Source organism: Dryocola sp. LX212 (genome assembly GCA_041504365.1).
Classification (GTDB): domain Bacteria; phylum Pseudomonadota; class Gammaproteobacteria; order Enterobacterales; family Enterobacteriaceae; genus Dryocola.
This window is the reverse complement of sequence record CP167917.1, coordinates 4,465,524-4,478,736: the sequence shown is the minus strand read 5'-3', so window position 1 is coordinate 4,478,736 and position 13,213 is coordinate 4,465,524. Positions and strand designations below refer to the sequence as shown.

The 13,213-nt window shown below is 52.9% G+C and carries 7 protein-coding genes, 1 tRNA gene, 2 rRNA genes and 1 riboswitch; of the genes, 8 read left to right on the top strand and 2 right to left on the bottom strand.

Going from position 1 to position 13,213, the window contains the following annotated elements; genetic code table 11:
- Window positions 1-198 precede the first annotated feature (198 nt).
- Entirely contained in the window at window positions 199-1,116 is a 918-nt protein-coding gene (gene oxyR / locus ACA108_21470; protein XEX95838.1) for a DNA-binding transcriptional regulator OxyR, read from the top strand.
- Here oxyR and sthA read toward each other — a convergent pair.
- Window positions 1,099-2,499 (bottom strand): Si-specific NAD(P)(+) transhydrogenase, encoded by a 1,401-nt coding sequence (gene sthA / locus ACA108_21465; GenBank protein XEX95837.1) that lies wholly within the window; start codon window positions 2,497-2,499, stop codon window positions 1,099-1,101. The genes oxyR and sthA overlap by 18 nt on opposite strands.
- 196 nt (window positions 2,500-2,695) lie before the next feature.
- Here sthA and fabR point away from each other — a divergent pair, with 196 nt between their 5' ends.
- Together fabR and ACA108_21455 are read left to right on the top strand one after the other, a co-directional pair.
- Complete coding sequence (gene fabR, locus ACA108_21460; protein ID XEX98181.1) at window positions 2,696-3,337, top strand: HTH-type transcriptional repressor FabR; 642 nt, start codon at window positions 2,696-2,698, stop codon at window positions 3,335-3,337.
- Between the two features lie 10 nt (window positions 3,338-3,347).
- Window positions 3,348-3,704: a YijD family membrane protein gene (locus ACA108_21455; protein ID XEX95836.1), complete on the top strand. Its 357-nt coding sequence runs from the start codon at window positions 3,348-3,350 to the stop codon at window positions 3,702-3,704.
- 42 nt (window positions 3,705-3,746) lie between these two features.
- On the opposite strand, the gene trmA is transcribed toward ACA108_21455, so the two are convergent.
- On the bottom strand, window positions 3,747-4,847 hold the full coding sequence (gene trmA, locus ACA108_21450) for a tRNA (uridine(54)-C5)-methyltransferase TrmA (protein XEX95835.1): 1,101 nt from the start codon (window positions 4,845-4,847) through the stop codon (window positions 3,747-3,749).
- Between the two features lie 118 nt (window positions 4,848-4,965).
- A riboswitch (cobalamin riboswitch) is annotated at window positions 4,966-5,151 on the top strand.
- Window positions 5,152-5,218: 67 nt separating this feature from the next.
- Between trmA and btuB the strand changes: the two genes are divergently transcribed.
- From btuB to ACA108_21425, 5 genes are all read left to right on the top strand, one after another.
- Window positions 5,219-7,090: a TonB-dependent vitamin B12 receptor BtuB gene (gene btuB / locus ACA108_21445; protein XEX98180.1), complete on the top strand. Its 1,872-nt coding sequence runs from the start codon at window positions 5,219-5,221 to the stop codon at window positions 7,088-7,090.
- Window positions 7,035-7,919, top strand: coding sequence for a glutamate racemase (gene murI, locus ACA108_21440; protein XEX95834.1), 885 nt, complete (start codon window positions 7,035-7,037; stop codon window positions 7,917-7,919). Before btuB ends, murI begins: the two co-directional genes overlap by 56 nt.
- Before the next feature lie 364 nt (window positions 7,920-8,283).
- Window positions 8,284-9,823, top strand: a 16S ribosomal RNA gene (locus ACA108_21435).
- A gap of 86 nt (window positions 9,824-9,909) precedes the next feature.
- Window positions 9,910-9,985, top strand: a tRNA-Glu gene (locus ACA108_21430).
- Between the two features lie 221 nt (window positions 9,986-10,206).
- A 23S ribosomal RNA gene (locus ACA108_21425) occupies window positions 10,207-13,115 on the top strand.
- The 16S and 23S rRNA genes sit together here with 1 tRNA gene alongside, the layout of an rRNA operon.
- Window positions 13,116-13,213: the final 98 nt, after the last annotated feature.

Below are 13,213 nucleotides of genomic sequence, written 5' to 3'. Positions count from 1 at the left end.
TCACGTCCGCTAAAAATTCACGTTGGCTTTCAAGGTCAGAGAACAGAGAGTTTCTCCTCAGCCGAACGTTCGCTTAATGGGTAAGTGAAGCCGTTCGTGCTGTTGATTTGTATTATTCACATTCACTCTTGATAGGGATAATCGTTCGTTGCTATGCTATCTATCGCCATGGGCTATCATGGCGCCGGAGGATGGACAATGAATATTCGCGATCTTGAATACCTGGTGGCGTTAGCAGAACATCGCCATTTTCGTCGGGCAGCGGATGCCTGCCATGTCAGCCAGCCAACCCTTAGCGGCCAAATCCGTAAGCTGGAAGATGAGCTGGGCGTCATGCTGCTGGAGCGTACCAGCCGCAAAGTTTTATTCACACAGGCGGGCCTGCTGCTGGTCGATCAGGCTCGTACCGTGCTGCGTGAAGTCAAAGTACTCAAAGAGATGGCCAGCCAGCAGGGCGAGGCGATGTCCGGGCCGTTGCATATCGGTCTGATCCCAACCGTTGGGCCCTATCTGCTGCCGCAAATCATCCCGATGCTGCACAAAACCTTCCCAAAACTGGAAATGTATCTCCACGAAGCGCAGACCCATCAGCTGTTAGCGCAGCTGGACAGCGGGAAACTCGACTGTGCCATTCTGGCACTGGTTAAAGAGAGTGAGGCCTTTATTGAGGTGCCGCTGTTCGACGAGCCGATGGTGCTGGCGATTTATCAGGACCACCCGTGGGCGAACCGCGACCGCGTGCCGCTGTCAGACCTGGCGGGCGAAAAGCTGCTGATGCTGGAAGACGGGCACTGCCTGCGCGATCAGGCGCTGGGCTTCTGCTTTGAGGCGGGCGCTGAAGAAGACACGCATTTCCGCGCAACCAGCCTGGAGACGTTACGTAACATGGTCGCTGCGGGCAGCGGTATTACTCTGCTTCCGGCTCTGGCCGTTCCGAACGAGCGTGAACGCGATGGCGTGGTTTATCTGCCATGTTATAAACCAGAGCCGCGCCGTACGGTGGGCCTGGTATATCGTCCGGGTTCGCCGCTGCGCAGCCGCTATGAGCAGCTGGCAGAGGCCGTCCGTACGCAGATGGACGGCCATTTCGACTCGGCGTTAAAAGAGGCGGTTTAAGCCATTAAGCGCCGCTACCCGATAGGCTTCCGCCATCGTCGGGTAGTTAAAGGTGGTGTTAACGAAGTACTCGATGGTGTTACCGCCACCTTTCTGCTCCATTATCGCCTGGCCGATATGGATAATTTCCGCAGCGCGTTCACCGAAACAGTGGATCCCCAGAATCTCTTTCGTCTCGCGATGGAAGAGAATCTTCAGCGTACCCACGTTCATACCTACGATTTGCGCGCGCGCCAGGTGTTTAAACTGGGCACGACCCACTTCATAAGGCACTTTCATCGCGGTCAGCTGCTGCTCGGTTTTACCGACGGAGCTGATTTCAGGAATGGTGTAAATCCCTGTCGGGATATCCTCAATCAGATGCGCCGTCGCTTCGCCCTTAACGAGCGCTTGTGCTGCAATACGGCCCTGATCGTAGGCTGCCGAAGCCAGGCTCGGGTAACCAATCACATCGCCTACCGCGTAGATATGCGGCAGGGCAGTCTGATACATGCTGTTGACCTTTAGCAGGCCGCGGCTGTCTGCCTCCAGACCAACATTTTCAAGCGAGAGCGAGTCCGTATTGCCCGTACGGCCATTGGCGTACAGCAGGCAATCGGCTTTCACTTTCTTGCCGGATTTCAGCGAAACAATGACGCCATCTTCCACGCCTTCGATACTTTCAAACTCTTCGTTATGGCGGATAACAACGCCGCTGTTCCAGAAGTGGTAAGAAAGTGAGTCCGACATTTCCTGATCCAGGAAAGCCAGCAGACGATCGCGCGTGTTAATTAAATCTACTTTCACGTTCATGCCGCGGAAGATCGACGCGTATTCGCAGCCGATGACGCCTGCGCCATAAATAATGACGTGGCGCGGCTCGTGGTGCAGATTAAGAATAGAGTCGCTGTCGTAAACGCGTGGATGGGAGAAATCCACCTCCGGCGGGCGATAAGGCCTGGAGCCGCAGGCAATCACGAACTTCTCTGCGGTAATCATTTCTACCGAGCCGTCGTGGCATTCCAGCGCAATGGTGTGCTCATCCACAAATCTTGCGTCACCCTGCAGCATCTCGCAGCGGTTGCGCTCATAGAAGCTCTGGCGCATGCGGGTTTGCTGGTTAATCACGCTGTCTGCATGGTTAAGAATGTCGGCGAAAGAGGAGCGGAGGAGATGGGTGTGGTCGCTGTATAACGGGTTTTGGTTGAATTCGATAATACGGCTAACTGCGTGGCGAAGAGCTTTTGATGGGATGGTGCCCCAGTGGGTGCAACCGCCGCCGACGTTATGGTAGCGCTCGATAACGGCTACCCTGGCGCCAAGCTTCACCAGCCCCATAGCAGCGCCTTCGCCGCCCGGGCCGGAACCAATTACTACTGCATCATAATCGTAGGTGTGTGGCATGGTAAGGCTTACCTGTTCTTATACATAAAAGCAACATGATGGTAACATCATCAGCGGTATAACCCAATTATCCCTGTGCTTTTTCATTTGTAACGCGAAGTCGCTCGCGTAAACAATCATTCACAATCCTGTTTAAAAGCGGTAGCGTTAGTATCTGGTATAGTGCCATTTCGGTTTGAAGGAATCAGGCAACGTGATGGGTGTAAGAGCACAACAAAAAGAACGAACCAGACGTTCTCTGATTGAAGCCGCATTTAGTCAGTTAAGCGCTGAGCGAAGCTTTGCAAGCCTCAGCCTGCGTGAAGTTGCCCGCGAGGCAGGGATCGCACCCACGTCGTTTTATCGCCATTTTCGCGACGTGGATGAACTTGGCCTGACCATGGTAGATGAAAGCGGCCTGATGCTGCGCCAGCTGATGCGTCAGGCCCGACAACGAATTGCTAAAGGCGGGAGTGTGATCCGCACTTCCGTTTCCACATTCATGGAGTTTATCGGCAATAACCCTAACGCATTCCGTCTGCTGCTGCGTGAGCGTTCCGGGACTTCCGCAGCTTTTCGTGCCGCCGTAGCGCGCGAAATACAGCACTTTATTGCGGAACTTGCCGACTATTTAGAACTCGAAAATCGCATGCCGCGCAGCTTTACTGAAGCGCAGGCGGAAGCGATGGTGACGATTGTATTTAGTGCCGGTGCCGAGGCGCTGGACGTTGATATCGACCAGCGGCGCCAGCTCGAAGAACGCCTGGTGTTACAGCTGCGCATGATCTCCAAAGGCGCGTATTACTGGTATCGTCGGGAACAAGAGAAAATGTCGCTGATGCAAACAGCCGAAGAATGAAGGACGAGTAATGAAACAGTTACAAGAGAAAGGTACCCTGGTGCTGGCATTTATTGCTGGCCTGTCAATCAACGGAACCTGTGCCGCGCTGTTTAGCTCGGTCGTGCCGTTTACTATATTCCCGCTTATTGCTCTGGTGCTGACGGTGTACTGTCTGCACCAACGCTACCAGAATCGCACCATGCCCGTGGGCCTGCCAGGCTTAGCCGCGGCTTGTTTTATCCTCGGCGTCCTGCTGTATAGCGCAGTAGTGCGGGCAGAATATCCGGCGATTGGCTCTAACTTCGTGCCGGCCGTGCTCTCTGTAGCGCTACTGTTCTGGATCGGTCTGAAGATCCGTGCCCGTAAAGCGCAGATGACCGAGTAAGGTCAGCCACAAACAAAAACGGACGCCGAGGCGTCCGTTTTGCTATTTGCGCGTCAGCCACACGCCACATTCCATATGGTGGGTATAGGGGAACTGGTCAAACAGGGCGAGGCGTGAAACAACATGCGTTTCGCTCAGCGTTTCCAGATTTTCACACAGGGTCTGCGGGTTGCAGGATATATAAAGAATTTGTGGGTAAGCCTGCACCATCTTCACCGTATCGGCATCCAGCCCGCTGCGCGGTGGATCAACGAAAATCGTCTCGCACTGATAGCTCTTCAGATCTATGCCCTTCAAACGATTGAACTCACGCACGCCGTTCATCGCCTGAGTAAACTCTTCCGCAGCCATGCGGATAATCTGTACGTTTTCAATTTCGTTGGCTGCAATATTGTATTGCGCGGCGGCAACGGAAGGCTTCGCAATTTCAGTAGCCAGCACACGGTTGAAGTTGCGCGCCAGCGCCAGAGAAAAGTTACCGTTACCGCAGTACAGCTCCAGCAGGTCGCCGCTGGCATTTTTCGTCGCGTCCAGCGCCCACTCCAGCATTTGAATATTCATCGCCGCATTCGGCTGGGTGAAGCTGTTTTCCACCTGGCGGTAGATCATCTCTTTTCCCGCTACCGGCAGACATTCGTCGATGTAATCCTGATCCAGTTCGATCTTCGTTTTCGTCGCCCGGCCAATCAGGTGAACGTTCAATCCTCGGGCACGCAGTGAATCGCGCAGCGCTTCGGCATGTTCGCGCCATTCGTCGTCCAGCTTGCGGTGATAAAGTAAAGAAACAACGGCCTGGTTGCTGAGCGTGGTCAGGTAATCGATCTGGAAAAGCTTGTGGCGCAGAGAGGGAATGTCCCGCACACCGTCTAACATGGCCGGCATCAATTCATTTATCAGCGAGCTTGCCGCCGGGAAGCTGTTGACCCGGATGCGCTGTTTGGTCTGCTGGTCGAACATAATATGGTAGAGATCGTCTTCATCATGCCAGATGCGGAACTCAGCGCGCATACGGTAGTGGCTGACAGGCGAACGGAACACCTCCGGCGCGGGTGCGGCAAACGGCACCATCATGCTTTGCAGACGGGCAACTTTTTCTGCCAGCTGCGCGTCGTATTGGTCTGTCGGGAGTTGTTCGGGTGTCATGGCGGCTACCTGTTAATGAAGTCAAACTACGCGGCGATTTTAGGGAATACCCTCGGGATGTCCAGTCTCTTTGTCAGCATTGGGATAACTGGAAGTCTGGACATCTATACGGTGGTGCAGGTAGCATGCGCTCTCCGGCCTCCTGAGAGTTAAAAGGGAACCCAGTGCAATTCTGGGGCTGACGCGCAGCGGTAAGGAAGAGTGGGATGAACGCAAATGCAGACACTGCTTATTAATAAGTGGGAAGTCCTCATCTATAAAACACCTCCAAGCCCGAAGACCTGCCGGTTAACGTCGCAATCTGCATAACTATCGCGTGCTATCTGTTATGCCTGCGGCATCCTTATTAGAAGTGGATGCTTAAATAAATGATGATACAAAAAGTTTCGCTGCTTACGGCGTTATCCGTAACGGCGTTTTCTGGCTGGGCGCAAGACAGCAATTCTGACGATACTCTGATGGTTACCGCCAGTCGATTCCAGCAGCCGGTGAATACCGTGCTTGCGCCGACGGATATTATTACCCGTCAGGACATCGACAAGTGGCAGGCAAAATCTCTTAACGACGTAATGCGTCGTTTGCCGGGCGTGGATATCGCGCAGTACGGTGGCATGGGGCAGGCGTCCTCCATGTTCATTCGCGGTACTAATCCAAGCCACGTTCTGGTGCTGATTGACGGTGTTCCCGTTGCGCGCACCGGTATTTCCAATACTGCCGACTTCAACCAAATCCCAATTTCGCTGGTCCAGCGCGTTGAGTATATCCGTGGGCCTCGCTCTGCTGTTTATGGCTCCGGTGCGATTGGCGGCGTCATCAACGTGATCACCCACTCCGACGAAGAGAAATCGCAAATCACCGCGGGCATGGGGTCGAAGGGCTACCAGCAGTATGATGGAACGCTGCGTCATCGTTTTGGTGATACCATGGCGACTATTGCCGGCTCGTACGACACCACGAAAGGCTTTAACGCCCAGCCGAATTCTACTTACAGCGGCGACAACGACCGCGACGGCTCCCGTAATAAAACGTTCTGGGGCAGCGTAGAGCATAAATTCAACGAAGAGTTTGACGGTTTCTTCCGTGGCCACAGCTATACCAATAACAATGACTACGATTTAGGTAGCCCGCCATTCTCTCCTTCTTATAGCGCGAATGAAGAACAGCTCTATAACCAGGGCTACGACGCTGGCCTGCGCTTTAACTCCGGGATCTACTCTTCCCAACTGATTGCCAGCTACCAGAAAGTGAAGGATTACAATTACAGCAGCGAGTACGGGCGCTATAACGACGGTACTACGCTCGACAATATGTCTCAGCGTAATCTTCAGTGGGGCAATAACTTTGTCGTTGCCAACGGCTCGATCAGTGCTGGGGTGGACTGGCAGCAGCAGCGCCTGACCTCTTCTGACACCGTGCTTTCCGACACTTATAAGCGTGACAACACCGGGATTTACCTGAGTGGGCAGCAGCAATATGGCGATGTGACATTAGAAGCATCCGGCCGTGAAGATCATGACGAGCAGTTTGGCTGGCACGGCACCTGGCAAACCGCTGCGGGCTGGGAATTTGTTGAGGGGTATCGTGCGACCGTTTCTTACGGCACCGGCTTCCTTGCACCATCCCTTGGTCAGCAGTTTGGCTCAACGCGATTTGGCATTGACGCCAACCCGAACCTGAAGCCTGAAGAGTCTAAACAGTGGGAGGCCGGGCTTGAGGGTCTGACCGGCCCTTTGGACTGGCGTCTGTCGGCGTACCGTTACAAAATCCAGAATCTGATCACCTACTATTCCGATCCTGTGTCCTATGCCGGCTCTTATGACAACATCGACTCAGCAACAATTAAAGGTGTGGAATGGACGGGCAGCATTGATACCGGCATCTTCAGTCATAAAGTCACGCTGCAGTATATGGATCCGCGTAATGACCAGAATGACGAAGTGTTAGCGCGACGTGCGAAGCGTCAGGCGAAGTACCAGCTCGACTGGACAATGTTTAATGTCGATATGGACGTGGCCTGGCAGTACTACGGCAAGCGCTATGACAACAACACTTCTGCTTACAGCTCTACGCAGACTATATTGCCAAGCTACACCACAGTTGACGTATCTGCTTCATATCCAGTCACCTCTCAGCTAACCGTTCGTGGTAGAATCGCCAACCTGTTCGATAAAGATTACGAGACGGTTTATGGCTATCAAACCCCAGGACGGGAATACTACCTCACTGGCAGCTATACCTTCTGATGCACGCCCCACGGTACTGGTCTTTGATTCCGGTGTCGGGGGGCTTTCAGTGTATAACGAGGTTCGGCAGCTCCTGCCGGACCTGCATTACATCTATGCCTTCGATAACGTAGCGTTTCCCTACGGCGAAAAAAGCGAAGAGTTCATTGTTGAACGAGTGGTCGACATTGTCACTGCCGTTCAGGAACGTTATCCGCTCGCGCTTGCTATTATTGCGTGCAACACCGCAAGTACGGTTTCCCTTCCTGCTCTTCGTGAAAAATTTGCTTTCCCAGTCGTAGGCGTCGTCCCAGCCATCAAACCTGCCGCCCGCATGACGGCTAATGGCATTGTTGGTCTGCTTGCCACGCGAGGCACGGTTCGCCGTCCTTATACCCATGAGCTGGTGGCTCGCTTCGCTACTGAGTGCAAAATTGAAATGCTGGGATCGGCTGAGCTGGTGGAACTGGCCGAAGCGAAACTGCACGGTGAACCGGTATCCCTTGAGGAGCTACGCAAAATCCTCCGTCCGTGGTTACGCATGAAGGAGCCGCCGGATACGGTTGTGCTGGGCTGTACTCACTTCCCTCTATTACAGGAAGAACTGCTTGAGGTGCTTCCGGAAGGCACGCGCCTGATTGATTCCGGTGCAGCTATCGCGCGGCGTGCGGCATGGTTGTTAGAACACGAAGCCCCGGAAGCTTTATCAAAGGATCTGAACATGGCCTTTTGCATGGCGTTTACGCCAGAAACCGCACAGTTAATGCCTGTGCTGCATCGCTATGGCTTCACAACGCTCGAAAAACTGGCGGTTTGCAGCGGTTTAGCGCAAAAAAACGACGCTTGGTAAAAAATTGCAAATTAGGGGTTGTCAGCTTCCGAAAAATCCCTATACTGCGCCTCCACTGACACGGCACAACGGCTTACAAACCGGCCCGTCAGTCAGACGAAAGCGAAAATAAACGCTTGACTCTGAAAGAGGAAAGCGTAATATACGCCACCTCGAGTTAGCAAGCGAAAGCGCGTAACTCACTGCTCTTTAACAATTTATCAGACAATCTGTGTGGGCACTCGCAGGATTGATATCTCAGCATCTTCGGATGCAAAAAAAATATCAAGTCTTGAAGAGTGACCAAGCAGTAATTCATTTAGTTGAATTATTACGAAAGTTAATTTTTGAGCACCGCTTCACGAGTTGAAGCAAATCAAGCTTTTAATTGAAGAGTTTGATCATGGCTCAGATTGAACGCTGGCGGCAGGCCTAACACATGCAAGTCGAGCGGTAGCACAGGGAGCTTGCTCCTGGGTGACGAGCGGCGGACGGGTGAGTAATGTCTGGGAAACTGCCTGATGGAGGGGGATAACTACTGGAAACGGTAGCTAATACCGCATAACGTCGCAAGACCAAAGAGGGGGACCTTCGGGCCTCTTGCCATCAGATGTGCCCAGATGGGATTAGCTAGTAGGTGGGGTAATGGCTCACCTAGGCGACGATCCCTAGCTGGTCTGAGAGGATGACCAGCCACACTGGAACTGAGACACGGTCCAGACTCCTACGGGAGGCAGCAGTGGGGAATATTGCACAATGGGCGCAAGCCTGATGCAGCCATGCCGCGTGTATGAAGAAGGCCTTCGGGTTGTAAAGTACTTTCAGCGAGGAGGAAGGCATAAAGCTTAATACGCTTTGTGATTGACGTTACTCGCAGAAGAAGCACCGGCTAACTCCGTGCCAGCAGCCGCGGTAATACGGAGGGTGCAAGCGTTAATCGGAATTACTGGGCGTAAAGCGCACGCAGGCGGTTTGTTAAGTCAGATGTGAAATCCCCGGGCTCAACCTGGGAACTGCATTTGAAACTGGCAAGCTTGAGTCTTGTAGAGGGGGGTAGAATTCCAGGTGTAGCGGTGAAATGCGTAGAGATCTGGAGGAATACCGGTGGCGAAGGCGGCCCCCTGGACAAAGACTGACGCTCAGGTGCGAAAGCGTGGGGAGCAAACAGGATTAGATACCCTGGTAGTCCACGCCGTAAACGATGTCGACTTGGAGGTTGTTCCCTTGAGGAGTGGCTTCCGGAGCTAACGCGTTAAGTCGACCGCCTGGGGAGTACGGCCGCAAGGTTAAAACTCAAATGAATTGACGGGGGCCCGCACAAGCGGTGGAGCATGTGGTTTAATTCGATGCAACGCGAAGAACCTTACCTACTCTTGACATCCAGAGAACTTTCCAGAGATGGATTGGTGCCTTCGGGAACTCTGAGACAGGTGCTGCATGGCTGTCGTCAGCTCGTGTTGTGAAATGTTGGGTTAAGTCCCGCAACGAGCGCAACCCTTATCCTTTGTTGCCAGCGGTTCGGCCGGGAACTCAAAGGAGACTGCCAGTGATAAACTGGAGGAAGGTGGGGATGACGTCAAGTCATCATGGCCCTTACGAGTAGGGCTACACACGTGCTACAATGGCGCATACAAAGAGAAGCGACCTCGCGAGAGCAAGCGGACCTCATAAAGTGCGTCGTAGTCCGGATCGGAGTCTGCAACTCGACTCCGTGAAGTCGGAATCGCTAGTAATCGTAGATCAGAATGCTACGGTGAATACGTTCCCGGGCCTTGTACACACCGCCCGTCACACCATGGGAGTGGGTTGCAAAAGAAGTAGGTAGCTTAACCTTCGGGAGGGCGCTTACCACTTTGTGATTCATGACTGGGGTGAAGTCGTAACAAGGTAACCGTAGGGGAACCTGCGGTTGGATCACCTCCTTACCTGAAAGATACGAACTTGCGTAGTGCTCACACAGATTGTCTGATGAAAGTAAAGAAGCAAGGCGTCTTGCGATTGAGACTTCAGTGTCCCCTTCGTCTAGAGGCCCAGGACACCGCCCTTTCACGGCGGTAACAGGGGTTCGAATCCCCTAGGGGACGCCACTTGCTGGTTTGTGAGTGAAAGTCGCCGACCTCAATATCTCAAAACTGACTCTCTGAGTTATGTTTGAGATATTTGCTCTTTAAAAATCCGGAACAAGCTGAAAATTGAAACGACATGTCGTCTCATTCCTCCGTAATAAGGAATGGGAATACGATATGTTCGAGTCTCTCAAATTTTCACAACATACGATTGTGTCTTACGAGACACCTTCGGGTTGTGAGGTTAAGCGACTAAGCGTACACGGTGGATGCCCTGGCAGTCAGAGGCGATGAAGGACGTGCTAATCTGCGATAAGCGTCGGTAAGGTGATATGAACCGTTATAACCGGCGATTTCCGAATGGGGAAACCCAGTGTGTTTCGACACACTATCGTTAAGTGAATACATAGCTTAACGAAGCGAACCGGGGGAACTGAAACATCTAAGTACCCCGAGGAAAAGAAATCAACCGAGATTCCCCCAGTAGCGGCGAGCGAACGGGGAACAGCCCAGAACCTGAATCAGTTTGTGTGTTAGTGGAAGCGTCTGGAAAGTCGCAGGGTACAGGGTGATACTCCCGTACACTAAAATGCACATACTGTGAGTTCGAAGAGTAGGGCGGGACACGTGGTATCCTGTCTGAATATGGGGGGACCATCCTCCAAGGCTAAATACTCCTGACTGACCGATAGTGAACCAGTACCGTGAGGGAAAGGCGAAAAGAACCCCGGCGAGGGGAGTGAAACAGAACCTGAAACCGTGTACGTACAAGCAGTGGGAGCCTCTTTTATGGGGTGACTGCGTACCTTTTGTATAATGGGTCAGCGACTTATATTCTGTAGCAAGGTTAACCGTATAGGGGAGCCGCAGGGAAACCGAGTCTTAACTGGGCGTTAAGTTGCAGGGTATAGACCCGAAACCCGGTGATCTAGCCATGGGCAGGTTGAAGGTTGGGTAACACTAACTGGAGGACCGAACCGACTAATGTTGAAAAATTAGCGGATGACTTGTGGCTGGGGGTGAAAGGCCAATCAAACCGGGAGATAGCTGGTTCTCCCCGAAAGCTATTTAGGTAGCGCCTCGTGAACTCATCTTCGGGGGTAGAGCACTGTTTCGGCTAGGGGGCCATCCCGGCTTACCAACCCGATGCAAACTACGAATACCGAAGAATGTTATCACGGGAGACACACGGCGGGTGCTAACGTCCGTCGTGAAGAGGGAAACAACCCAGACCGCCAGCTAAGGTCCCAAAGTCATGGTTAAGTGGGAAACGATGTGGGAAGGCACAGACAGCCAGGATGTTGGCTTAGAAGCAGCCATCATTTAAAGAAAGCGTAATAGCTCACTGGTCGAGTCGGCCTGCGCGGAAGATGTAACGGGGCTAAACCATGCACCGAAGCTGCGGCAGCGACGCTTATGCGTTGTTGGGTAGGGGAGCGTTCTGTAAGCCGTCGAAGGTGGACTGTGAGGTCTGCTGGAGGTATCAGAAGTGCGAATGCTGACATAAGTAACGATAAAGCGGGTGAAAAACCCGCTCGCCGGAAGACCAAGGGTTCCTGTCCAACGTTAATCGGGGCAGGGTGAGTCGACCCCTAAGGCGAGGCCGAAAGGCGTAGTCGATGGGAAACAGGTTAATATTCCTGTACTCGGTGTTACTGCGAAGGGGGGACGGAGAGGGCTATGTTAGCCGGGCGACGGTTGTCCCGGTTTAAGCATGTAGGCGGGAGTTTTAGGTAAATCCGGAACTCTATCTAACGCTGAGGTGTGATGACGAGGCACTACGGTGCTGAAGTAACAAATGCCGCACTTCCAGGAAAAGCCTCTAAGCATCAGGTAACATCAAATCGTACCCCAAACCGACACAGGTGGTCAGGTAGAGAATACCAAGGCGCTTGAGAGAACTCGGGTGAAGGAACTAGGCAAAATGGTGCCGTAACTTCGGGAGAAGGCACGCTGCTGGTAGGTGAAGGGACTTGCTCCTGGAGCTGAAGGCAGTCGAAGATACCAGCTGGCTGCAACTGTTTATTAAAAACACAGCACTGTGCAAACACGAAAGTGGACGTATACGGTGTGACGCCTGCCCGGTGCCGGAAGGTTAATTGATGGGGTTAAGCGCAAGCTGAAGCTCTTGATCGAAGCCCCGGTAAACGGCGGCCGTAACTATAACGGTCCTAAGGTAGCGAAATTCCTTGTCGGGTAAGTTCCGACCTGCACGAATGGCGTAATGATGGCCAGGCTGTCTCCACCCGAGACTCAGTGAAATTGAACTCGCTGTGAAGATGCAGTGTACCCGCGGCAAGACGGAAAGACCCCGTGAACCTTTACTATAGCTTGACACTGAACACTGGTCCTTGATGTGTAGGATAGGTGGGAGGCTTTGAAGCGAGGACGCCAGTTCTTGTGGAGCCAACCTTGAAATACCACCCTTTAATGGCTGGTGTTCTAACGTAGACCCGTAATCCGGGTTGCGGACAGTGTCTGGTGGGTAGTTTGACTGGGGCGGTCTCCTCCTAAAGCGTAACGGAGGAGCACGAAGGTTAGCTAATCACGGTCGGACATCGTGAGGTTAGTGCAAAGGCATAAGCTAGCTTGACTGCGAGAGTGACGGCTCGAGCAGGTGCGAAAGCAGGTCTTAGTGATCCGGTGGTTCTGAATGGAAGGGCCATCGCTCAACGGATAAAAGGTACTCCGGGGATAACAGGCTGATACCGCCCAAGAGTTCATATCGACGGCGGTGTTTGGCACCTCGATGTCGGCTCATCACATCCTGGGGCTGAAGTAGGTCCCAAGGGTATGGCTGTTCGCCATTTAAAGTGGTACGCGAGCTGGGTTTAGAACGTCGTGAGACAGTTCGGTCCCTATCTGCCGTGGGCGCTGGAGAATTGAGGGGGGCTGCTCCTAGTACGAGAGGACCGGAGTGGACGCATCACTGGTGTTCGGGTTGTCATGCCAATGGCATTGCCCGGTAGCTAAATGCGGAAAAGATAAGCGCTGAAAGCATCTAAGCGCGAAACTTGCCCCGAGATGAATTCTCCCTGACTCCTTGAGAGTCCTGAAGGAACGTTGAAGACTACGACGTTGATAGGCTGGGTGTGTAAGCGTAGCGATACGTTGAGCTAACCAGTACTAATGATCCGTGAGGCTTAACCTTACAACACCGAAGGTGTTTTGGTGAGAGATTTGATTTTCAGCTGAATGTTCCAGATTTAAGTTGATGGTTATACGGAAGTATAACGGTCAATACACAGA

What these genes read in the sequence shown, in the direction of transcription:
- oxyR (XEX95838.1), top strand. Translation starts at nt 199, where the DNA reads ATGAATATTCGCGATCTTGAATACCTGGTGGCGTTAGCAGAACATCGC.
- sthA (XEX95837.1), bottom strand. Translation starts at nt 2,499, where the DNA reads ATGCCACACACCTACGATTATGATGCAGTAGTAATTGGTTCCGGCCCG.
- fabR (XEX98181.1), top strand. Translation starts at nt 2,696, where the DNA reads ATGGGTGTAAGAGCACAACAAAAAGAACGAACCAGACGTTCTCTGATT.
- ACA108_21455 (XEX95836.1), top strand. Translation starts at nt 3,348, where the DNA reads ATGAAACAGTTACAAGAGAAAGGTACCCTGGTGCTGGCATTTATTGCT.
- trmA (XEX95835.1), bottom strand. Translation starts at nt 4,847, where the DNA reads ATGACACCCGAACAACTCCCGACAGACCAATACGACGCGCAGCTGGCA.
- btuB (XEX98180.1), top strand. Translation starts at nt 5,219, where the DNA reads ATGATACAAAAAGTTTCGCTGCTTACGGCGTTATCCGTAACGGCGTTT.
- murI (XEX95834.1), top strand. Translation starts at nt 7,035, where the DNA reads ATGGCTATCAAACCCCAGGACGGGAATACTACCTCACTGGCAGCTATA.